Origin of the sequence: Candidatus Mycobacterium methanotrophicum (assembly GCF_023515995.1) — a bacterium.
In the GTDB taxonomy this organism is placed as follows: domain Bacteria; phylum Actinomycetota; class Actinomycetes; order Mycobacteriales; family Mycobacteriaceae; genus Mycobacterium; species Mycobacterium methanotrophicum.
Genome location: NZ_CP097320.1, coordinates 2785302 through 2806725 on the forward strand (window position 1 = coordinate 2785302; position 21424 = coordinate 2806725).

Here is a 21424-nt window from a genome sequence, read left to right on the forward strand (position 1 = left end):
TGCCAATTTACCGTACTGGCCGGTAACTAGCCGGCGATGTTCACCGGCACGACTTCGTCGGCGAAGACGCCGTCCTTCCATGCCGCGGCGGCCCTGCGGTGCGAGCGCGCAGCGAACTCGTCCTGTTCGACGCGGGTGAACTTGTCGACGTCGTTGCGCTGTTCGGTGAGCGCGCCCATCGGCTGGTCGGTGAACACGTCGTACAGACCGTCGTAGGCCATGTGGTCCAGAACCGTGACATCGCCGTACTTGTAGCCAGATCGGCTGTCCATCAGCAGGTGCGGCGCCTTCGTCATGGACTCCTGGCCACCGGCCACCACCACGTCGAACTCGCCAGCCCGAATCAGCTGGTCAGCCAGTGCGATGGCGTCGATCCCGGACAGGCACATCTTGTTGATGGTCAGCGCCGGCACACCCCAACCAACACCGGCGGCGACCGCCGCCTGCCGGGCAGGCATCTGGCCGGCACCCGCCGTCAACACCTGGCCCATGATCACATACTCGACCAGTGACCCCGGCACTTCGACATTTGGGAAGGCCTTCTCCAGGGCGCCGGCGATCGCGACGGCGCCCAGATCGCTGCCGGAGAAGTCCTTCAGCGAACCCATCAACTTGCCGATCGGGGTGCGTGCTCCAGCAACGATCACCGCCGTCGTCATGGCTTCCTCCAGGGGCGGGGTTCGGACGGTCGATCCAGTAGACCGGGGAGACGAATCTTTCCCGTCAGGTTACCGTTACGTTATGCCAATCGCCCAAGTTGACGCCCGTCGAGTCCTCGCCACCGCGTTGGTAACGGCCGTCGACCATGTCGGCATCGCAGTTCCCGACCTCGACGCCGCGATCGCGTGGTATCACGACCACCTGGGCATGATCGTTTTGCACGAGGAAGTCAGCTACGATCAGGGGATTCGCGAGGCAATGTTGTCGGTGCGAGGCGCTGCAATCGGCAGCGCGCAGGTCCAGCTAATGGCGCCGATCGACGAGTCGCCGGTGATCGCGAAGTTCCTCGACAGCGCGGGCCCGGCATCCAGCAGCTGGCTTACCGCGTCAGCGACCTCGAGACCCTGACCGACCGGCTGCGCGAACAGGGCGTCCGGGTGCTCTACGAGGAGCCCCGGCGCGGCACAGCCAACTCCCGGATCAACTTCATCCATCCCAAGGACGCCGGCGGAGTTCTCATCGAGTTGGTTGAGCCATCCACCGACTCAGACCCTGCGCACTAATTCTTTAAGACCACTTTCGGGTGGGCGCGCGGGTTGCCCGATTAGCCCAACACGGCGTGTGCCAGTGCCGCCGGTCGTCGATGGCAATGTCATCGCCGTCTGCTAACCACACCACCACATGGGCTGTACCCGAACGGATTTCGTGATCGCAACCCGGGCAGCGATATGTCTTGCGAGCCCGCGCGGCGGGGACAGGGCGCACTTGGTAGTCGGCGCCGTCAGGCCCGGTTTCCACCTGGTGTGGCACGGGCAGCGGCGCCAAACGCTGCTGCTTGCGCGGTGGGGTGGGCCGCCGAGACATCACGCCAGTGTAGTGAGACTACTCAGAACAGCCGGTATTCGTCCGAATCCATTCCGCGCATCTTGTCGTAATCCAATATCACACAACGGATTCCGCGATCGATCGCCAAAGTCTTCGCTTGCGGCTTAATCTGCTGCGCGGCGAACACCCCGCTCACCGGCGCCAGCAGGCTGTCCCGGTTGAGCAACGCCAGATAGCGGGTGAGCTGCTCGACTCCGTCGATCTCCCCGCGACGCTTGATCTCCACCGCCACCGAGCGGCCTTCTTCGTCGCGGCACAACAGGTCGACCGGCCCGATCGGCGTCATGTACTCACGGCGCACCAAGGTATATCCCTCGCCGAGCAGTTCGACATGCTCAGCGAGCAACGCTTGCAGATGGGCTTCGACGCCGTCCTTGACCAGCCCCGGATCGGCGCCCAGGTCGTGACAGGAGTCGTGCTCGACATTTTCGATGACGATGCGCAACTGCTCGCCGGCTTTGTTCTGCACCACCCATACCGGTTGTGCGCCGTCGAGCTCTTCGGTGAGCCAGCATGGCGGGCTCATCCAATTCAACGGCTTGTAGGCGCGGTCGTCGGCGTGCACGCTCACCGACCCGTCCGCTTTGACCAGCAATAGTCGACGGGCCGATGGCAGATGAGCGGTGAGTCGGCCGAGATAGTCCACCGTGCACTGGGCGATGACGAGACGCACGCGACTCACATTAGGGGCTGCATCCAGGACGATTTAGGCTGACGCCAGCATGATGGCCAGGAAAACGGTGGCGCAGCGCTTGGGGCGGGTTTTGGAGCGACTGACGCACCAGAGCGGTCGGTTGTCGGAGACGCCGGCGTACGGCTCCTGGCTGCTCGGACGGGTGTCCGAGAGCCCGGCCCGGCGTCGGGTGCGGATCCAGATCATCATGACTGTCTTCATCGTGGGCTTCAACTTGATCGGGATCGGCGTCGCACTGTTGTTGCTGACGGTCGCGTTGCCGGTACCCAGCCTCTTTAACGATGCGCCGCTCTGGCTCACGTTAGCCGTCATACCGGCCTATGTTGTGATCGCGCTGGCGCTCGGTGCCTATTGGATTACCCGGCGAACCGTCACAGCGCTGCGCTGGGCCATCGAGGGGCGCAAACCCGCCCCCGCCGACGAGCGCAACACTTTCCGTGCCCCATGGGGGGTGGCGAGGGTACTGCTGACTCTGTGGGGTAGCGGGGCGATGCTGTTGACGACGCTCTACGGGCTGGTCAACACCATGTTCATTCCCAAATCCCTTTTCTCGGTGAGCTTTTGCGGCGTTATGGTCGCCACCGCTTGCTACATGTTCACCGAGTTCGCCCTACGCCCGGTCGCCGCTCAAGCGCTCCAGGCAGGACCACCGCCGCGGGGTTTCGCCCCGGGAATCATGGGTCGAACCATGGCGGTGTGGCTGCTGGCTTCTGGTTTGCCCGTCGTCGGCATCGCGCTGACAGCGTTTTTTGCGCTTGTGCTGCGGAACCTTACCGAGACTCAGCTCGAAGTCGCGGTGCTGATCATTTCGACAGCAACGCTAATCTTCGGATTCGTCCTGATGTGGTTGCTGTCGTGGCTGACGGCGACGCCGGTGCGGGCGGTGCGATCGGCGTTGCGGCGGGTCGAACAGGGCGACCTGCGGGGCGATCTGGTGGTCTTCGACGGGACAGAACTCGGCGAGCTGCAGCGGGGCTTCAACGCGATGGTCGACGGCTTGCGCGAGCGTGAACGAGTACGCGACCTTTTCGGCCGTCACGTCGGACGTGAAGTGGCCGCCGCCGCCGAAAAAGAACGACCAAAACTCGGCGGCGAAGAACGCCATGTCGCAGTCGTTTTCGTCGATATCGTCGGCTCGACGCAATTGGTGACGGGCCGCCCCGCCGCGGAAGTCGTCCAGCTGCTGAACCGCTTCTTCTCGGTGGTCGTCGAAGAGGTGGATCGGCACTGCGGACTGGTCAACAAATTCGAGGGCGATGCCGTGCTCGCCGTCTTCGGCGCACCCAACCGTTTCGACCGTCCCGAGGACCAAGCGCTGGCCGCAGCACGCGCCATCGCCAGTCGACTCGACAGCGAGGTCCCCGAGTGCCCAGCCGGTATCGGGGTCGCCGCCGGGAAAGCGGTCGCCGGCAATGTCGGCGCCAAAGAGCGGTTCGAATACACGGTCATCGGGGAGCCAGTCAACGAAGCCGCCCGACTGTGCGAACTGGCTAAGGATGAACCGGGCCGACTACTGGCGTCCTCGGACACCGTTAACGCCGCGGGTGAAAATGAGCGGGCCCATTGGTCTTTGGGTCAGACTGTCACTCTGCGCGGCCACGACCAGCCGACACGGCTGGCTGCGCCGGTTTGACCGAAAGCGCGGTCGCCATGACACAGCGGGCGGGCGCAGCCGCGACGTTCCGACCGGATGCTCTGGCTGACGATTGGACACGGCGCCATTCTGGCCGCGCTTGCGCTCTCCCCAAGACCACCCAGGGATATGCGCGCCTCGGATCAGGGTCTGGGCAGGCGGACGTCCAGGACCGCGCAGCGACCTTCGGTTGTCGGTGTGAGCACCCATCCGGATGGCATCGGCCATCCCGTGCGGGCTGTGTACAGTCTGGCCGGTACCTCTGCAAGCCGTGGCTGGTGCGGCGTAGTCCGTGTCCCGGTGAGCCGGGTCTCAGGGAAGTCGGTGGTGCGCACCGAAATTCCGTCGGGATACAGTTCGGTGGCCGGCAGCTTGGACGCCGTGTAAGAGTGATTGTTCAACACAACAGTCACAAACGGCGCGGCATGGCGGTGCGCGGACCGCAACGCGACGGACGATACCCCGAAGTTGAACGACCCGCCACCGCACACAGGGCCTGCTCCAGTAGCGGCAGCGCTAGCCGAGGATCGGCGGTGAACGCAAGCTCGACCGGGTGTGACCGCAGCGGCATAGTCAGTTTGACGGGTCGATGTCGGCGATGTCGGTCTGCACCACCCCGCGCATTTTCCGGTGGAGCCGCCTGCGCCCGTATCCACAGCCATCTCCGGGTCTAAAACCCACACGGGGTCGGCGGATGTCAGCCGCTCCGAGTCGGCCACGGCGTGCAGCAGGTGGTGGGCCGGCAGGCTGACCCGGTCGCCCTGGTCGACCGCCGGTCTGCTCGCATATAGGTCGATCTTCGTGGCGTGCTTCTCAGGGACTCATTCACTCGCGCTCCGCCACCACGATGTCGGATTTCCGCTAGTAATGTCGGTTGCCGCGTGTAATTGTCGAACCGTGGATGACGACTTCGACCGCTATTACCGGGCCGTGCAATCCAAGGACGCCCGATTTGACGGCTGGTTCGTCACCGCGGTGCTGACCACCGGAATATATTGCCGCCCCAGCTGTCCGGTCCGGCCACCGTTCGCCCGCAACGTCCGTTTCTATCCAACCGCGGCGGCCGCTCAACATGCCGGCTTTCGCGCGTGCAAGCGCTGCCGCCCAGACGCATCGCCGGGTTCGCCGGAGTGGAACGTCCGCGGCGACCTCGTCGCCCGAGCCATGCGGCTGATCGCCGACGGTACCGTCGATCGCGAAGGTGTCTTTGGTCTTGCCGCCCGCCTCGGCTACACCGCCCGTCAGCTTGAGCGGCTGTTGCAGGCCGAGGCCGGCGCCGGCCCGCTAGCTCTGGCCCGTGCGCAGCGCACGCAGACCGCGCGGATACTGATCGAGACAACGGATCTGCCTTTTGCCGACGTCGCTTTTGCCGCAGGCTTTTCCAGCATTCGCCAGTTCAACGACACCGTACGGTCGGTGTGCGACAGCACGCCAACCAAGTTGCGCCAACGCGCTTCCGCCCGCTTCGGGCGCGACGCCGCGTCATCGGGCCTGGTGTCGCTGCGCCTGCCGGTACGGACATCGTTCGCCTACGAGGGAGTTTTCGGTCATCTGGCCGCTGGCGTGGTACCCGGATGCGAGGAGGTGCGCCACGGCGCCTATCGCCGCACCTTGCGACTGCCGTCGGGAAACGGCACCGTCAGTCTGACACCCGCGCCCGATCACGTTCGGTGCCTCTTGGTGCTCGACGACTTCCGCGACCTGACGACCGCCGTCTCCCGCTGTCGGCGCCTGTTAGACCTCGATGCCGATCCGGACGCAGTGATCGAGGTATTGCGATCCGATCCGGCGCTCGCTCCTGTGGTGGCCAAGGCACCCGGGCAACGCATACCCCGGACCGTCGACGAGGCCGAACTGGCCGTGCGGACGGTGCTGGGTCAGCAGATATCGACCAAGGCCGCGCGAACCCACGCAAGCAGGCTGGTCATGGCGTATGGCCAGTCAATCCACGACGCCGACGGCGAACTGACACATACCTTTCCGTCGGTAGAGCAGCTCGCCGACATCGATCCGACTCATCTGGCAGTCCCGAAGGCCCGACGGCGCACCCTGACCTCCCTGATCTGCCGACTGGCCGACCGCAGCGTGGTCCTTGACGCCGGCTGCAACTGGGATGCGGCCCGTCACCAGTTGCTGGCGGTACCCGGCATCGGACCGTGGACCGCGGAGATCATCGCCATGCGCGGGCTGGGTGACCCCGACGCCTTTCCCGCCAGCGACCTCGGACTGCACTTGGCTGCAAAACAAGTGGGGCTGCCTACCGCGCAGCGGGCGTTAAATGCACGAAGCCGCCCATGGCGCCCGTGGCGCTCCTATGCCACTCAGCATCTCTGGACCACGCTGGAGCATCCGGTAAACGACTGGCCGTCCAAGGAGATCGCATGATCCACTACCGCGTCATTGACAGCCCGCTCGGTCCGTTGGCACTGGCCGGCCGCGGCCGGGTGTTGACGAATTTGCGCATGCTGAACCAGACCCACGAGCCGAACCGTGCGGATTGGGTGCCCAACGACCGCGCTTTCCCGGATGTGGTCGAACAACTCGACGCGTACTTCGCCGGCGAACGAACCGATTTCAATCTCCAGCTCGCACTCGCCGGCAGCGAGTTTCAGCGGCGCGTCTGGCAGGCGCTGCTGACAATCCCGTACGGTGAAACTCGAGCCTATGGTCGAATTGCCCAACAGATCGGCGCCACCGGATCCGCCCGAGCCGTCGGATTGGCGAACGGCCGCAATCCGATTGCCATCGTCGTGCCCTGTCACCGCGTCATCGGCGCGAGCGGAAGTCTTACCGGCTACGGCGGTGGGCTCGACCGCAAACGCTCGCTGCTCGAATTGGAGAGAAGACAGCGGTCCGCGATACTGTCTCTCTTCGATTGAACGTGCGGTCTAGAGTCCCGGCAGCTGGAGCGGAGACGGCGATGGAGCCCCTACGCCGAACGGGAGGCCCGCCGGCGCCCCTCCGGGGATAGGGAACGGCATGTTGCCGTTGGCAACCGAAGTCATAAAGGCCGGGCACTGAGACTGGATGGCCATCCCCACGAGGAGGCCCGCTAGGGGTGGCGCGAGTCCGCCGTGGCCACTGACTTGAGCCGCGCTGCTGGCAAAGCTGCTTCCGGGTTTGACCAGCATCGGGCAAATGGATTGCCCGACTTGGGCGATGGCGCCGCTGACCGGGCCGTTATTGCCGATGCCCACGCCATTGAGCACCGGCGCCATCGCGTCGCCGACCGAATCCGCGTGCGCCGCAGGCGTTGAGCTCACCGCCGCAGCGACTACGGCCACCGTGACTATGACATGGCGCACGGCCGTCGTCGACGATGCCATGGCATCCAAAAGGCTGAATGTCCGCCCCGTGTTCGACATCGGTCGGCGCAGATACCCCGAAGTGTTGATCGCAATCGTCACAAATTCCCCCCTCATCAGTTTGTACTCATAAAGCACAAATTTCACTTTGATAACGTTAGAGTACTTTTATAACATTTACAGCACGGTTCCGTAACCATTTGAGACGATAGCGTTGCGCTACCGCGACCTGTGGGACCTGAGTGCAACAATGTGCGATTTCGTTGTGGCAGCGAGCTGTTCATTGGCGCGAAGCACAGCGCTCACTCTCGGGAGCGCGATGACCCCGCGTGTCAGGGTGAGTTGTCCAGGATCCGGACCGATGCGGGCGGCCGCGGCGGGCTGGGGCGGGCTGGCCGCCGAACTGTATTCGGCGGCAACCTCTTACGAGTCGGTGGTCTCCGAACTGACGGCTGAGTCGTGGCTGGGACCGGCGTCGACGTCGATGGCGGCCGCGGCCGCACGCTATGTGGGGTGGATGGGCGCCACCGCCGGGCAGGCCGAGCAGGCGGCCACCCAGGCAAACGCGGCGGCGGTGGCCTATGAGGCGGCGTTTGCCGCGACGGTGCCCCCGCCGGTGATAGCGGCCAACCGTGCTCAACTGATGTCGCTGGTTGCGACCAATTTTTTTGGGCCAGAACACCCCTGCGATCGCGGCCACCGAAGCCCACTACGGCGAAATGTGGGCCCAGGACGCCACCGCGATGTACGGCTATGCTGCCGCCACGGCGGCCGCGTCGAGGTTGGCCCCCTTCGCCGCTCCACCGCACGGCAGCAACCCGGCCGGGTTGGCCGGCCAAGCCGCCCGGGTTGCAGCGGCCGGCGCCACGTCGGCTGCGACGAACGCACAGACGCTACTGACCTCCGCGATGCCCGGTGCGCTGCAGGGGCTCGCATCGCCGGCGCAGGCCGTGCCGGACCTTGCCCTCCTGACAATCCCGGGAGCGGCGGAGGCCGGCGCCGGTTTGGCGGCAGCTGATGTGGCCCTGTCGGTCGGGGCATGGCAGTCCGCATCGCTGGACTCGGCAGAGATCCTCAGCGTGGGGGATGAACTTTCGGCTAATCAGGGCGAAATCCTGAACGCGATAGGCCAGTTACGACCGACCGGTGCGCTCTCGTCAGCAGGCTCGGCCGGCCCGGTTGCCGGTGGGGTGCCGGCGGCGGTGTCGGCGGGTATCGGCCGGGCGGTCGGCGGGTTGGCGGTGCCGTCGAGCTGGGCTGCGGCTGCCCCGGAGATACGCACTGTCGCCTACGCGTTGCCGGCCACCAGCGTTGGCGCCGCGCCGGCGGTATTGGCGGGTACCTCGGGAACCGTGTTCAACGAGATGGCCTTGGCGGGTATGGCCGGGGGCGCCCTCGCCGGCACTCGGCCTGGCCGTCGGGAGCTCGTTGGGGCGACTGCTCGTGAATGCGTCAGGCCACAGAGATCACCGGGCAGTCCGGTCGCTGGAATCGCTGCCGAACTACGCGAATTCGCCGCACTGCGCGACGCTGGAATCCTGACTGACGAGGAATTCAACGATCTGAAACGACGCATCCTGAATCGTTGAACCCGCGGCGCTTTCGTGTGGGTTCGTGCAGCCTGCTCGCCGCGCTAGGCGCCGTGCCGGTCTGAATTGGGCGGCGGCAGCGCTTGACGGGTGCTAGCGTCCCGTCATGCTGAAGCAGGAGGCCCGATTGATACCGGCCAAGCCGAAAACACCGGTCCAATCTATCTGTGGGACGCGACGCTGGAAGCGGCACATCAGCGGCTGGGCACTATGTTGGCCGCGCTGCGGACCGCCGGCCTGCACGCCGACGGCGAGGCCGGCGATGAACGACCCATGCATGCCCTGGCCGACGCGGTCGAGCGTTTCCGGCCTGATCAGTTGATGATCGTCGAGGTCCGGTCGACGTGGCTGCGACTGCGCCTGGCGAAGCGAGCCCGCTCGGCGTATGCGATTCCGGTAACCCAGGTGTTATCCGGCGAGCCGGCCGTGGAATCGGCGCGTTAACGGCCGGCCCGCCCCTCGCGTCTTCGTTAGCCCGCGGCGGCTGGGCGTGCCATGAAGCGAACCTGGCGCAAGCCGTACTTGGGCTCGGGTCGGGTCGAGCCCCGCAGGGCCGTGTTGCCAAGCATCGGCATCCCGGGCATGCCTTCCGCGTACGCGTTGGGGGGGCGGGTTCCAGTGAACGTCGCAACGGGACGAGTTGCACACTAGTCGTGTGAGGGGCCTGCCGGAGACGGATGTGGTGCGGGTGCAGCGATGGTGTCAACGTCGGGTGCCCGAGCAGGTCCGTGACGAAGTCCGGGTCGAGGTGGACGTCGCGGAGCGTCATCTGACGATCGTCGAGTGCCGGCCGCCGTGGCGAGCGGGGATGGGCTCGGAGTGGACCCGGTTCCCGATCGCTCGGCTGCGCTATGCGAAGACCGCCGGTGTGTGGTCATTGTTTTGGCGCGACCGTAACTTGCGTTTCCATGCCTATGACCTGGTGTCGGCGACGGCCAATATCGAGGAGTTGCTTGCCGAAGTGGATCGAGATCCCACAGCGATCTTTTGGGGCTGACCGGGGCTACCCGAAGAACCTGCCGGCTGTGTCATAGCCGAGCACCATTCGAGCGTAACGCTCAAGGTCAGCGCGCAGTTCCTCGATGCGGCAGGAGGCGCGCCGAGGTGGTCGGGCACCCCGACGTAGTCGTGCAAGCGACGCGTCAAGCCGGTTGGGGTCGCTGGCCAGCCAGTCGCGAAGGAAGGCCAACAATTCGCCGAGCTCGACCGCGTCGTCGGCGTCGAGACCCAGGAAGGGGGCCTACCGGCTCTGCCATGGAAGCCGAGCCTACCGAACAGAGCCCCGCGGCGTTATGCCGTCTTTAGCGCGGCATTGGCGATCAGCTCAGCGGGTCGGGCCCAGCCAAGAGTTTTACGGGGCCGGTCATTGAGTTCGTCGGCGACTCGCTGCAGTCCCTCGGGCGAGATGTGGGCCAGATCAATGCCTTTGGGAAAGTAGTCGCGCAGCAAGCCGTTCATGTTCTCGTTGGAGCCCCGCTGCCACGGCGAGTGTGCGTCACGGAAGAACACGCGTGTGCCGGTGCGGATGGTGATCTGTTGGTGCAGCGCAAGTTCTTTGCCCTGATCCCAGGTCAGTGTCCGGCGCAGATGAAGAGCAAAAGCACCCAGCGCTTCGGCGACGTTGTCACGCACCGCCTCGGCGGTCGGCCGCCCAGTGGGCACGTGGATGAGGATCACAAATCGGGTTACGCGTTCGACGAGAGTGCCGATCGCCGAACGGTTTCCAGCGCCCATGATGCAGTCGCCCTCCCAGTGCCCGACCTGTTCGCGCATGGCTCATGAACTGCCGGTGCGGTTCCCGGACCAACCCGAGCGCCATCTGTGTACCGAGTCGATCTACCAGGCGATCTACGATCCCCGGAACCGAGTTAACCCGTCTGGCCAAACGGCGGCGCCGCCGCCGGGTCCAGGGGCTAGAACGCCCTGGTCGGCTCGCCGCTATGACGATGATCGCTGATCGGCCCGCCGAAGTCGAGGACCGGGTTGGCTCATCACGAAATACGCGACCACCGCGGCCGTGCGATGTCCAACGCTGACCGGCAAACGAGTCACACCCCACACCCTGCGGCACACCGCGGCCAATGTTCTTGCGCGAAGCGGGCGTCGACATCTCGGTGATCGCGCTCTGGCTCGGCCACGAAAGCATCGCCTCAACGCAGATTTGCCTGCACGCCGACCTCGCCGTCAAACAACGTGCACTCGACCGCACGACGCAAACTGAGGCGACCACCAACCGCTACCAGCCGCCGGACACCCTGCTCGCCTACCTGGAAAGCCTCTGATTATCCCGAGCGGTTCAAGCGACCGCAGCGCTCCAGCCAGCACGAACCCGGGGACCTGGGCCTGCACTCGGCATAACCACGCGCTCGGCATAGTCCGAGTTATCCGGAATTCCGGATAACTCGGAGTCGCTGTTCAAGACGTTGAAGTACGGACCGGAATTTCCTGAACGCTTCGGATCACTCTCCGAGGCAAGGTAATTCATGGGCATCTTCGTCAACTGGTACAACCACGAGCATCGTCATACCGGCATCGGCCTACGTACACCCGCCGATGTGCACTTCGGGTTGGCCACCGACAAAGCCGCCGGCCGGCGCGCCGTGCTGACCGATGCCCGGGCCCGACACCCGCACCGCTTCGGCACGACCCGCGCACCGAAGATCCTCGATCTGCCCGACACCGTCTGGATCAACCGACCAGCCGAGGACGCCACCCAGGAGGCCGACACGACAGCCGCTTAACACCCGATGGACGCATCCACGACGTGTGTCTGACTCAATGAGGCATTCGCGGTTCGAAATACCCAGCCAAGAGCGGTGCGTGATCATGGTTGGGTTTCCTTCAGGTGTCGACGGTAGTCGATGCGGTCGGCGCGTGCCCGGGCGAGCCCGTCGCGGCGGGCTTGGCGGATGGCGTCACCGCGTCCTTCGTGTTCGTCGCATGGGGTGACGTAGCCGATGGCGGCCGAGAGCCGCACCGTGTTGTAGCGGATCTGGACGCGGGCGAGTTCGGCGTCGAGTTCGGCGCCGCCGCGGATCTTCTCCAGGTGCGGCCATTCGCCCTTGACGTGTCCGAACAGGGTCTCGATCCAGGCCTGGTCTTGGGGCACTCCGGGCCTTCCGAACTGGCGGGCGATCGCCACGCCGGCCAGGAACTCGCGGGTGGTGTGTGAGCGCATTTGCGGGCCGTTGTCACTGATCGCCAGTAGCAGTGGCCGGTCGCCGTCGGCGATGGCCCGGTCGATGACCTCGGCGTCGCCGTCGACGAGAGCCTTGACGAGCGTGTCAGTGGCGGCCAGGTCGGCGGCGTGCCACAGGTCCTCGTGTTCCAGGGCGCGGGAGAAGGCGATCTCGACCTGGGTGGAGGATTCCTCGGCCGAGCACACCGTGGTGATCCACTTGCGGGAGACGATGTCGATGATCGCGACCGCGGCGCGTTGAGCACGCGGGAAGTGCGTGAAGTCGTAGCCCCAGATCCGGTTCGGTTTCCATTCCAGCCAGTCCGGCCACGGCTTGCGCGGCGTGGGTTCGCGAGGCGGATTCCCGGGCAGCACAAGCTGTTTGGCCAGTAGCACGCGTTGCAGCGTCGACGGTGACACATGGACCGCACCGATCCGTGACCCGCGGTGCGCGAGCTTACGGTGCGACCGGTCGGTCTCACCCCACTGCTCGAACAGCTGCACGATCGCGTCGGCCTCCCACTCGAGCAGACCGTGCAGAGGGTTGCCGCCCGGCGGGGCGTCGTCCAGCGGTTCGCCGGCGGCGCGGCGCGCGGCCCAACGGGCCACCCGCGTGTCGTCCACGTCCAGCACCCGACACGCCGACCGGGCCGGCCAGCCGTGCACCACCGCGTGATCGACCAGGTCGCAGATGCCAGCCTTGACGGATGCGTCCACACGCGCCGGGACTGGGCCGACGGTCAGTCCCAACGCGATTTTCCCCGGTACAGATGAAGCTCCACCGCCTGCGCCGTGATTGTGGCCCGCAGCTGCTCCAGCTCCGCCCTGGCCTCCTCCAACTCGAACCTGCTCGGCGCTCTTGCCCGGACGTCCCGGCGTCGCCGACAGCGCCGCCAGGGCACCCTCCTTCGCCGACCGGCAGATCGTCGTCACCGTGGTGCGGTCGACCCGCCACTTCGCAGCGGCCTCCCGCTGGGTGAACTGCCCCGTCAGCACCTGAGGTGAACAGCTCCCACTTCTCGCTCGGCGGCAGCACCCGCCGCGGTTTGCGTCCCTTTTCCACCGGGCCAGCAGACGACATGACAATCCTCCAGACGTGTCCGACACGCCCACATCTGGCTGGGTATTTTTTCCCGTTCCTGCCGCATTAACTCAGACGCAAAACAACCACCTTGGCAAATTCCGGGGGAGCGACTTGAATACCCCACTGTCGGAGACCAAGCCGGCCACCGTGCCCCACGGGCGAAGTCCGCCGAGTTGCTGCAGCACGGCAGTAGAAATGCCCGTGCCCCCCAAGGGTTTTGGGGGGCACGGGGCTTGTTGTGTGTGTTCGGCGGTGTCCTACTTTTCCACCCGGGTTGGGTAGTATCATCGGCGCTGGCAGGCTTAGCTTCCGGGTTCGGGATGGGTCCGGGCGTTTCCCTGTCGCTGTGGCCGCCGTAACTTTATTGAGTTTATTTTGTTGGAGGGTGTTTTGGTGGCGGGGGTGGTGTGTGTGGATGTGGTTGCGGGTTTTTGTGGGTAAGTTTTCGGCCGGTTAGTGCCAGTTCCCTGCGCCCCTTGCGGGGTGTGTAGGTCTGGTCTATTGATCCCGTGGTCTGCGGGGGGCCTTATCCCACTTGGATGGGTGAGAAGCCTGGTCTTGGAGAAGGTTTCCCGCTTAGATGCTTTCAGCGGTTATCCTGTCCGAACGTGGCTATCCAGCGGTGCCCCTGGTGGGACAACTGGTGGACTAGAGGTTCGTCCGTCCCGGTCCTCTCGTACTAGGGACAGGTTTCCTCAAGCTTCTGACGCGCGCGGCGGATAGAGACCGAACTGTCTCACGACGTTCTAAACCCAGCTCGCGTGCCGCTTTAATGGGCGAACAGCCCAACCCTTGGGACCTGCTCCAGCCCCAGGATGCGACGAGCCGACATCGAGGTGCCAAACCATCCCGTCGATATGGACTCTTGGGGAAGATCAGCCTGTTATCCCCGGGGTACCTTTTATCCGTTGAGCGACACCCCTTCCACTCGGGGGTGCCGGATCACTAGTCCCGACTTTCGTCCCTGCTTGACGTGTGGGTCTTGCAGTCAAGCTCCCTTGTGCACTTGCACTCGACACCTGATTGCCGTCCAGGTTGAGGGAACCTTTGGGCGCCTCCGTTACATTTTGGGAGGCAACCGCCCCAGTTAAACTACCCGCCAGGCACTGTTCCTGAACCGGATATACGGTTCGAGGTTAGAGGTCCAATACGATCAGAGTGGTATTTCAACAACGACTCCGCAATTACTGGCGTAATTGTTTCACAGTCTCCCACCTATCCTACACAAACCGCATCGAACATCAATACCAAGTTGTAGTGAAGGTCCCGGGGTCTTTTCGTCCTGCCGCGCGTAACGAGCATCTTTACTCGTAGTGCAATTTCGCCGAGTCTATGGTTGAGACAGTTGAGAAGTCGTTACGCCATTCGTGCAGGTCGGAACTTACCCGACAAGGAATTTCGCTACCTTAGGATGGTTATAGTTACCACCGCCGTTTACTGGGGCTTAAATTCTCCGCTTCACCCCTTGCGGGGTTGACGGGTCCTCTTAACCTTCCAGCACCGGGCAGGCGTCAGTCCGTATACCTCGTCTTGCGACTTCGCACGGACCTGTGTTTTTAGTAAACAGTCGCTTCTCACTGGTTTCTGCGACCGGATCCCGCTGCCCCCAGCATGTGGGTTGACGGCGTTCCGGCCCCCCTTCTCCCGAAGTTACGGGGGCATTTTGCCGAGTTCCTTAACCATAGTTCTCTCGTACGCCTGGGTATTCTCTACCTGACCACCTGTGTCGGTTTGGGGTACGGGCCGTGTGTGTGCTCGCTAGAGGCTTTTCTCGGCAGCTGAGGATCACCGAATTCACCTCATCCGGCTATGCGTCACCTCTTAGACATATGACACCCGGATTTGCCTAGATGTCGTCCTACGGGCTTGCCCCAGTATTACCACTGACTGGTACGGCTACCTTCCTGCGTCACCCCATCGCTTGACTACTACCAACCCGGGTCCCGCGCAGCCCCCCGCCGTCTTTTCCTAAAAGGATCCGATCAGCGGGGTTTTGGGCGGTTAGCAGGGCTGATTCATCACGGGCGCGCACACACGGGTACGGGAATATCAACCCGTTGTCCATCGACTACGCCTGTCGGCCTCGCCTTAGGTCCCGACTCACCCTGGGCGGACTGGCCTGGCCCAGGAACCCTTGGTCTTTCGGCGGGCAAGGTTCTCACTTGCCTTATCGCTACTCATGCCTGCATTCTCACTCCCACACCCTCCACCGCTAGATCACTCTGCGGCTTCACCGGATGCAGGACGCTCCCCTACCCAACGACCAAAGGCCGTTGCCGCGGCTTCGGCGGTGTGCTTGAGCCCCGCTACATTATCGGCGCACAATCACTTGACCAGTGAGCTATTACGCACTCTTTCAAGGGTGGCTGCTTCTAAGCCAACCTCCTGGTTGTCTTCGCGACTGCACATCCTTTCCCACTTAGCACACGCTTAGGGGCCTTAGCCGGCGATCTGGGCTGTTTCCCTTTCGACGCACGGAGCTTATCCCCCGCCGTCTCACTGCCGCACTGTCGGCTTGCCGGCATTCGGAGTTTGGCTGACGTCAGTAACCTAGTAGGGCCCATCGGCCATCCAGTAGCTCTACCTCCGGCAAGAACCATGCAACGCTGCACCTAAATGCATTTCGGGGAGAACCAGCTATCACGGAGTTTGATTGGCCTTTCACCCCTACCCACAACTCATCCCCTCAGTCTTCAACCTAAGTGGGTTCGGGCCTCCACACGGTCTTACCCGCGCTTCACCCTGGCCATGGGTAGATCACTCCGCTTCGGGTCCAGAACACGCCACTACACCCCCACACGGGGGATACGCCCTATTCAGACTCGCTTTCGCTGCGGCTACCCCACCCGGGTTAACCTCGCGACATGTCCCTGACTCGCAGGCTCATTCTTCAAAAGGCACGCCATCACCCCACCCCGAGGGGAAGGCTCTGACGGCTTGTAGGCACACGGTTTCAGGTACTCTTTCACTCCCCTCCCGGGGTACTTTTCACCATTCCCTCACGGTACTGATCCGCTATCGGTCATCGAGAAGTATTCAGGCTTACCGGGTGGTCCCGGCAGATTCACAGCAGATTCCACGGGCCCGCTGCTACTCGGGTATCTATGACAACAGACGACATGTTTTCACCTACCGGGCTCTCACCGTCTACGGCAGACCATCCCAGGCCACTTCGGCTAACACGCCGCTTTCTCACTGCTGCCCCTCACGGCGGTAAGGAGAACACAGACCCCACAACACCGCACACACAACCCCCGCCGGGTATCGCATGCGCGCGGTTTAGCCATCCTCCGCGTTCGCTCGCCACTACTAACGGAATCACACTTGTTTTCTTCTCCTACGGGTACTGAGATGTTTCACTTCCCCGCGTTCCCCCCCGCCGCCTATACATTCAACGGCGGGTGACACGACATCACTCGTGCCGGGTTACCCCATTCGGACATCCTCGGATCCACGCTCGGTTGACAGCTCCCCGAGGCATATCGCAGCCTCCCACGTCCTTCATCGGCTCTCGATGCCAAGGCATCCACCATGCGCCCTAACACACTTACAAACACAAAAACCACAAGATATTTTGGAAAAATCGCACAAAAGAACACGCCGCCCGCCAAACAGGCGACGCATCCCCCTGATGCTCGCAACCACTATCCAATTACCAAACACCACGCCCCGCCACCAAGACGGGGCGGCAACACCACCCGAAACAGGCCGGCGAACCGGCCCCGGGTGTTGCCTCAGGACCCAATAGCGTGTCCGGCTTCTCGCTTTGCTGTCGCGCACCCAGCCCGCGCCCACTACAGACGACCGGGCTCCTCACGGCCCACACCCCGCCTTGCTGCGGGATGTTTTTCGTGGCGCTCCTTAGAAAGGAGGTGATCCAGCCGCACCTTCCGGTACGGCTACCTTGTTACGACTTCGTCCCAATCGCCGATCCCACCTTCGACAGCTCCCCCCCGCAAGGGTTAGGCCACTGGCTTCGGGTGTTACCGACTTTCATGACGTGACGGGCGGTGTGTACAAGGCCCGGGAACGTATTCACCGCAGCGTTGCTGATCTGCGATTACTAGCGACTCCGACTTCACGGGGTCGAGTTGCAGACCCCGATCCGAACTGAGACCGGCTTTAAAGGATTCGCTTAACCTCACGGCATCGCAGCCCTTTGTACCGGCCATTGTAGCATGTGTGAAGCCCTGGACATAAGGGGCATGATGACTTGACGTCATCCCCACCTTCCTCCGAGTTGACCCCGGCAGTCTCTCACGAGTCCCCGCCATCACGCGCTGGCAACATGAGACAAGGGTTGCGCTCGTTGCGGGACTTAACCCAACATCTCACGACACGAGCTGACGACAGCCATGCACCACCTGCACACAGGCCACAAGGGAACACCCATCTCTGGATGCGTCCTGTGCATGTCAAACCCAGGTAAGGTTCTTCGCGTTGCATCGAATTAATCCACATGCTCCGCCGCTTGTGCGGGCCCCCGTCAATTCCTTTGAGTTTTAGCCTTGCGGCCGTACTCCCCAGGCGGGGTACTTAATGCGTTAGCTACGGCACGGATCCCAAGGAAGGAAACCCACACCTAGTACCCACCGTTTACGGCGTGGACTACCAGGGTATCTAATCCTGTTCGCTCCCCACGCTTTCGCTCCTCAGCGTCAGTTACTGCCCAGAGACCCGCCTTCGCCACCGGTGTTCCTCCTGATATCTGCGCATTCCACCGCTACACCAGGAATTCCAGTCTCCCCTGCAGTACTCCAGTCTGCCCGTATCGCCCGCACGCTCACAGTTAAGCCGTGAGATTTCACGAACAACGCGACAAACCACCTACGAGCTCTTTACGCCCAGTAATTCCGGACAACGCTCGCACCCTACGTATTACCGCGGCTGCTGGCACGTAGTTGGCCGGTGCTTCTTCTCCACCTACCGTCAACCCGGCAAACACCGGGCCTTCGTCGATGGTGAAAGAGGTTTACAACCCGAAGGCCGTCATCCCCCACGCGGCGTCGCTGCATCAGGCTTGCGCCCATTGTGCAATATTCCCCACTGCTGCCTCCCGTAGGAGTCTGGGCCGTATCTCAGTCCCAGTGTGGCCGGACACCCTCTCAGGCCGGCTACCCGTCGTCGCCTTGGTAGGCCATCACCCCACCAACAAGCTGATAGGCCGCGGGCCCATCCCACACCGCACAGTGCTATTACACACCGCACTTTCCACCACAGCACATGCATGCCATGGTCCTATCCGGTATTAGACCCAGTTTCCCAAGCTTATCCCGAAGTGCAGGGCAGATCACCCACGTGTTACTCACCCGTTCGCCACTCGAGCACCCCCGAAAGGGCCTTTCCGTTCGACTTGCATGTGTTAAGCACGCCGCCAGCGTTCGTCCTGAGCCAGGATCAAACTCTCCAAACAAAAACCCCCGGACCAAACCGGGCAGAATTCGAATCAGAACAATCTGACCTAACAAAAAGACACCAAAAACTGGCATCCAAAAAACCACACCCCAACACGGGAATATCAAGGCATGGCAAAAAACAACAACAAAAACAAAACCACCAAACACACTATTGAGTTCTCAAACAACACCCTTGACCAGGCAACCCTGCTACTGTACTCCGCGGCACAGCGCCGGTCAACTCGCCGACTTGACTCACGAAAAGTGCCCGCGAAACACCCTCGGTGCCTCACATAAGAATGCCCGCGAAACGGTGACCGTCGTTAGGCATGGAATGTGGGTTGTCGATGACGTCTCGTGCCGAGATCACCACCAGGTACGCCAAGGCGTATGTGAAGGCCTCGAAGAAGAACAGGGGGCAGATTCTGGACCAGATCGTTGAGGTGACGGGCTGGTCGCGCGACAACGCCCGCCGCAGGCTCACGGCAGCGGCAAAGCGGCCACCGGGGCCGGGGCGCAATGTGGCGAAGCGGCCCCGCAAGCCCAGGGCTGTGAAGTTTTCCTACGACGCGCTCAAGGTGCTGCAAAGGGTTTGGGCCGCCTCGGGTGGGCAGTGCGGGAAGTATTTGGCTGCTTCGATGCGCTTGCAGCTCGACGGCCTGCAACGCCACGATGAGCTGGCCTTCGGTCGTGACCGCTACAGCCCGGACGTGCGTGCCGAGCTGCTGGAGATGAGCGCGGCGACGATTGACCGCTATCTGGCGCCGGCGAAGGCCAGGGACCAGATCAGTGGTGTTTCGACGACGACACCCTCACCGCTGCTGCGGAATTCGATCAAGGTTCGCAGGGCTGGCGATGAGGTAGAAGACGAACCCGGTTTCTTCGAGGGTGATACGGTCGCGCATTGCGGCCCAACACTCAAAGGCGAGTTCGCCCGCACCCTCAACCTCACCGATGTCCATACCGGCTGGGTGTTCACCCGCACCGTGCGCAACAACGCCAACACCCACATCCTGGGCGCACTGAAAGCAGGAGTGCATGAAATACCTTATGAGGTAACCGGTTTGGACGTCGACAACGGGACCGAGTTCCTGAACAAGGCTGTCATCAAGTGGGCGGCGCAGATGGAGATCTTCTTCACCCGCTCACGGCCCTACAAGAAGAACGATCAGGCCACGATCGAGTCCAAGAACAACCACCTGGTGCGCCGATACGGATTCTACTACCGCTACGACACCGACGAGGAACGCGCGGTGCTCAACCGGCTCTGGCACCTGGTCAACGACCGGCTCAACTACCTGACCCCCACCATCAAACCCATCGGCTACGGCTGCAGCCGCGACGGTCAACGCCGCCGGCTCTACGACAAGCCCATGACCCCGCTGGACCGGTTGCTGGCCGCCGGGGTCCTCTCAGCGGCGCAGAAATCGGAGCTGCTCACCTACCGACACAGCCTCAACCCGGCCGCGATCGCCCGCCAGATCGCCGACCTGCAGGCTGCCCTGCTCAGACCCGCCAAGGACAAGACCGAGCAGCTCTACCTCGCCTCTATACCCGCCGCCCTGCCCGACGTCAGATCCGGCATCCGCACCACGAACAAGACGGCCAGCTGACCCTGATTTCGCGGGCATTCCTACGTGAGGCATGGATCAGGTTTCGCGGGCATATTTACATGAGGCATTACGCTCGCCACCGCTTGACAAAGAATCGGCGAGAGTCCTTACGTCGCAACTACTCTACCCGCTCGATCTCCGCTCCGAGACTGACCAGATTTTCCACGAACAACGGATAGCCGCGGTCGATGTGAAAGACGTCGTGCACCTCGGTGTCACCGTCGGCCACCAGTCCGGCGAGCACCAGGCCGGCGCCGGCCCGGATGTCCGACGACCACACGGGCGCACTCGACAGTTGCGGCAGGCCTCGCACGACTGCATGGTGCCCGTCGGTACGAGCGTCGGCGCCGAGGCGGATCATCTCCTCAACAAATCGGAACCGTGCCTCGAACACATTCTCGGTAATCATCGAGGTGCCGTCGGCGATCGAAGCCAGTCCGATTGCCATCGGCTGCAGATCCGTCGGGAATCCGGGGTACGGCAGCGTTGCGACATTGACGGCCTTCGGGCGCTCGTACTGCGTTACCCGGAAACTGTCGTCGGTCTGGGTAACCGTGGCACCTGCGTCGTGCAATTTGTGCAATACGACCTGGAGGTGCGCGGGGTCGATCCCGTTCACCGTGATGTCCCCGCGGGTCATCACCGCGGCGATGCCCCAGGTGGCAGCAACAATGCGGTCGCCGATGACGCGGTGCTCGGTCGGATACAGGCGCGGTACACCGGTGATCGTCATCGTCGGCGAACCGGCGCCTTCAACCTGAGCACCCATCTGGTTCAACATCGTGCACAGGTCCACCACATCGGGTTCCCGTGCTGCGTTGTGAATCGTGGTGACGCCGTCCGCCAGCACCGCAGCCATCAAGATGTTCTCGGTGGCTCCGACTGACGGAAACTCCAACTGAATCTCCGCGCCCCGCAAGGTATCTGCGTGGGCAACGACACAGCCGTGTTCGATATTGCAGACAGCCCCCAACTGCCGCAACCCGGCCTGATGCATATCCAGCGGACGCGACCCGATGGCGTCACCGCCGGGCAGTGCGACTTTGGCCCGCTTGCACCTCCCGACCAGGGGGCCGAGTACGCAGACCGAAGCTCGGAACTGGCGGACTGCGGCAAAGTCCGCGTCGTATTTCGGCTCGTCCGGCGAGGTGATACGCACGGTTGCGCCAGACAGTTCGACCGTGGCGCCCACGCCCCTCAGCACCTCCGCCATCAGCGGGACGTCCAGGATGTCGGGGCAGTTGGTGATCGTGCTGGTGCCTTCGGCAAGAAGGGCTGCAGCCATCAATTTCAGAACACTGTTCTTTGCCCCGCCAACAGCGACTTCGCCGGACAACCGGCTGCCACCGGTCACAACGAAACGCTCGGCCACTCGGGTTAGTTTAGT

General features: G+C 63.3%; 12 protein-coding genes, 3 rRNA genes and 5 pseudogenes. 10 read left to right on the plus strand and 10 right to left on the minus strand.

Translation table 11 applies throughout. From position 1 onward, the window contains the following. Positions 1 to 35: 35 nt before the first annotated feature. A pseudogene (locus tag M5I08_RS14455) lies at positions 36 to 659 on the minus strand (thiolase family protein); the annotation flags it as partial. On the opposite strand from M5I08_RS14455, the pseudogene M5I08_RS14460 reads away from it, so the two are divergent. Further along, positions 658 to 1223 (plus strand): annotated as a pseudogene (locus M5I08_RS14460) (VOC family protein). The pseudogenes M5I08_RS14455 and M5I08_RS14460 sit on opposite strands and share 2 nt — an antisense overlap. A 4-nt stretch (positions 1224 to 1227) precedes the next feature. On the opposite strand, the gene M5I08_RS14465 reads toward M5I08_RS14460, so the two are convergent. Together M5I08_RS14465 and nucS are read right to left on the minus strand one after the other, a co-directional pair. After that, a complete protein-coding gene (locus M5I08_RS14465; protein WP_249762793.1) occupies positions 1228 to 1524 on the minus strand; it encodes an Rv1322 family protein in 297 nt (98 codons plus the stop codon). Positions 1525 to 1546: 22 nt separating this feature from the next. Beyond that, complete coding sequence (nucS, locus tag M5I08_RS14470) at positions 1547 to 2218, minus strand: endonuclease NucS (RefSeq protein ID WP_219068764.1); 672 nt, start codon at positions 2216 to 2218, stop codon at positions 1547 to 1549. 49 nt (positions 2219 to 2267) lie between these two features. On the opposite strand from nucS, the gene M5I08_RS14475 reads away from it, so the two are divergent. From M5I08_RS14475 to M5I08_RS14485, 3 genes are all read left to right on the plus strand, one after another. Then, entirely contained in the window at positions 2268 to 3872 is a 1605-nt protein-coding gene (locus tag M5I08_RS14475) for an adenylate/guanylate cyclase domain-containing protein (protein ID WP_219068762.1), read from the plus strand. A gap of 867 nt (positions 3873 to 4739) precedes the next feature. Further along, a complete protein-coding gene (locus M5I08_RS14480; protein WP_370328487.1) occupies positions 4740 to 6257 on the plus strand; it encodes an AlkA N-terminal domain-containing protein in 1518 nt (505 codons plus the stop codon). Continuing rightward, entirely contained in the window at positions 6254 to 6751 is a 498-nt protein-coding gene (locus tag M5I08_RS14485; RefSeq protein ID WP_219068758.1) for a methylated-DNA--[protein]-cysteine S-methyltransferase, read from the plus strand. The genes M5I08_RS14480 and M5I08_RS14485 overlap by 4 nt, the downstream gene beginning before the upstream one ends. A gap of 9 nt (positions 6752 to 6760) precedes the next feature. On the opposite strand, the gene M5I08_RS14490 is transcribed toward M5I08_RS14485, so the two are convergent. Then, entirely contained in the window at positions 6761 to 7324 is a 564-nt protein-coding gene (locus M5I08_RS14490) for a hypothetical protein (protein ID WP_249762794.1), read from the minus strand. A 172-nt stretch (positions 7325 to 7496) separates the two neighbouring features. Between M5I08_RS14490 and M5I08_RS14495 the strand changes: the two are divergent. From M5I08_RS14495 to M5I08_RS14505, 3 genes and pseudogenes are all read left to right on the plus strand, one after another. After that, positions 7497 to 8766, plus strand: a pseudogene (locus tag M5I08_RS14495) (PPE family protein, SVP subgroup). Between the two features lie 90 nt (positions 8767 to 8856). Continuing rightward, positions 8857 to 9210 carry a hypothetical protein gene (locus M5I08_RS14500; RefSeq protein ID WP_219068754.1) on the plus strand — a complete coding sequence of 118 codons (354 nt, stop codon included), beginning with the start codon at positions 8857 to 8859 and terminating at the stop codon, positions 9208 to 9210. A 211-nt stretch (positions 9211 to 9421) separates the two neighbouring features. Beyond that, entirely contained in the window at positions 9422 to 9763 is a 342-nt protein-coding gene (locus tag M5I08_RS14505) for a DUF3024 domain-containing protein (RefSeq protein ID WP_249762795.1), read from the plus strand. A 293-nt stretch (positions 9764 to 10056) separates the two neighbouring features. Here M5I08_RS14505 and M5I08_RS14510 read toward each other — a convergent pair. Beyond that, positions 10057 to 10524, minus strand: a pseudogene (locus M5I08_RS14510) (IS30 family transposase); the annotation flags it as partial. 323 nt (positions 10525 to 10847) lie between these two features. Between M5I08_RS14510 and M5I08_RS14515 the strand changes: the two are divergent. Together M5I08_RS14515 and M5I08_RS14520 are read left to right on the plus strand one after the other, a co-directional pair. Beyond that, the gene (locus tag M5I08_RS14515) at positions 10848 to 11048 is read left to right on the plus strand and encodes a site-specific integrase (RefSeq protein ID WP_249762796.1); all 201 of its coding nucleotides are present in this window, start codon (positions 10848 to 10850) and stop codon (positions 11046 to 11048) included. 120 nt (positions 11049 to 11168) lie between these two features. Then, positions 11169 to 11507 (plus strand): annotated as a pseudogene (locus tag M5I08_RS14520) (integrase core domain-containing protein); the annotation flags it as partial. Positions 11508 to 11590: 83 nt separating this feature from the next. Here the strand turns inward: M5I08_RS14520 and M5I08_RS14525 are convergent. The 4 genes from M5I08_RS14525 to M5I08_RS14540 form a co-directional block, all read right to left on the minus strand. Next, positions 11591 to 12940 (minus strand): integrase core domain-containing protein, encoded by a 1350-nt coding sequence (locus M5I08_RS14525; protein ID WP_249762797.1) that lies wholly within the window; start codon positions 12938 to 12940, stop codon positions 11591 to 11593. A gap of 332 nt (positions 12941 to 13272) precedes the next feature. Further along, a 5S ribosomal RNA gene (gene rrf, locus M5I08_RS14530) occupies positions 13273 to 13386 on the minus strand. A 75-nt stretch (positions 13387 to 13461) separates the two neighbouring features. Further along, positions 13462 to 16581: ribosomal RNA gene (locus M5I08_RS14535) — 23S ribosomal RNA — on the minus strand. A 312-nt stretch (positions 16582 to 16893) separates the two neighbouring features. Then, positions 16894 to 18441, minus strand: a 16S ribosomal RNA gene (locus M5I08_RS14540). Together the 16S, 23S and 5S rRNA genes form the textbook arrangement of a ribosomal RNA operon. A gap of 330 nt (positions 18442 to 18771) precedes the next feature. On the opposite strand from M5I08_RS14540, the gene M5I08_RS14545 reads away from it, so the two are divergent. After that, on the plus strand, positions 18772 to 20037 hold the full coding sequence (locus M5I08_RS14545; protein WP_249762798.1) for an integrase catalytic domain-containing protein: 1266 nt from the start codon (positions 18772 to 18774) through the stop codon (positions 20035 to 20037). Positions 20038 to 20155: 118 nt separating this feature from the next. Here the strand turns inward: M5I08_RS14545 and murA are convergent, their stop codons facing one another. Further along, the gene (murA, locus tag M5I08_RS14550; RefSeq protein ID WP_219067085.1) at positions 20156 to 21409 is read right to left on the minus strand and encodes a UDP-N-acetylglucosamine 1-carboxyvinyltransferase; all 1254 of its coding nucleotides are present in this window, start codon (positions 21407 to 21409) and stop codon (positions 20156 to 20158) included. Positions 21410 to 21424: the final 15 nt, after the last annotated feature.

What these genes read in the sequence shown, in the direction of transcription:
- M5I08_RS14545 (WP_249762798.1), top strand. Translation starts at nt 18,772, where the DNA reads ATGACGTCTCGTGCCGAGATCACCACCAGGTACGCCAAGGCGTATGTG.
- M5I08_RS14515 (WP_249762796.1), top strand. Translation starts at nt 10,848, where the DNA reads ATGTTCTTGCGCGAAGCGGGCGTCGACATCTCGGTGATCGCGCTCTGG.
- M5I08_RS14475 (WP_219068762.1), top strand. Translation starts at nt 2,268, where the DNA reads ATGATGGCCAGGAAAACGGTGGCGCAGCGCTTGGGGCGGGTTTTGGAG.
- M5I08_RS14485 (WP_219068758.1), top strand. Translation starts at nt 6,254, where the DNA reads ATGATCCACTACCGCGTCATTGACAGCCCGCTCGGTCCGTTGGCACTG.
- M5I08_RS14465 (WP_249762793.1), bottom strand. Translation starts at nt 1,524, where the DNA reads ATGTCTCGGCGGCCCACCCCACCGCGCAAGCAGCAGCGTTTGGCGCCG.
- M5I08_RS14480 (WP_370328487.1), top strand. Translation starts at nt 4,740, where the DNA reads ATGTCGGTTGCCGCGTGTAATTGTCGAACCGTGGATGACGACTTCGAC.